Here is a 599-nt window from a genome sequence, read left to right as displayed (position 1 = left end):
CCGAAGGAGGAGACGGCGGCGCGGGCGGGGCGGTCGTGGGTGTGGGGCCAGGGCCGGGGTTCGACGAGGAGTTCCATGGCGGCGGAGTCCCAGTCGATTTGAGGGGTGGGCTGGTCGACGTGGAGGGTGCGGGGCATGGTGCGGTGGCGCATGGCCTGCACCATTTTGATGACGCCGCCGACTCCTGCGGCGGCTTGGCTGTGTCCGATGTTCGACTTGAGGGAGCCCAGGTAGAGGGGCTGGCCGTTTTTGCGGTGGTGGTGATGGCCGTAGGTGGCTTGGAGGGCTTGGGCCTCGATCGGGTCGCCGAGGCGGGTGCCGGTGCCGTGTGCTTCGACGAGGTCGATGTCGCCGGGGTTGAGTCCGGCGTCGGCGAGGGCGTCGCGGATGACGCGTTCCTGGGAGGGTCCGTTGGGTGCGGTGAGTCCGTTGGAGGCGCCGTCCTGGTTGACGGCCGAGCCTCGCAGCACTCCCAGTACTTCGTGTCCCAGGCGCTGTGCGTCTGAGAGGCGTTCGAGGAGGAGTACGCCGGCGCCTTCGGCCCAGCCGGTGCCGTCCGCGGCGGCGGCGAAGGACTTGCAGCGGCCGTCGGTGGCCAG

Annotated in this window: 1 protein-coding gene; it reads right to left on the bottom strand. The window is 70.5% G+C overall.

Annotated features, from left to right (window positions below; all coding sequences use genetic code 11):
• Positions 1 to 599, bottom strand: a 599-nt coding sequence (locus tag IE226_RS43775; protein ID WP_190087106.1) for a beta-ketoacyl synthase N-terminal-like domain-containing protein, incomplete at both ends; no start/stop codon positions are given.

The sequence above is a fragment of the Streptomyces longisporoflavus genome (assembly GCF_014649775.1).
In the GTDB taxonomy this organism is placed as follows: Bacteria; Actinomycetota; Actinomycetes; order Streptomycetales; family Streptomycetaceae; genus Streptomyces; species Streptomyces longisporoflavus.
Note: the sequence above shows the minus strand (reverse complement) of the source record. Positions and strands in the feature narration are given on the sequence as shown.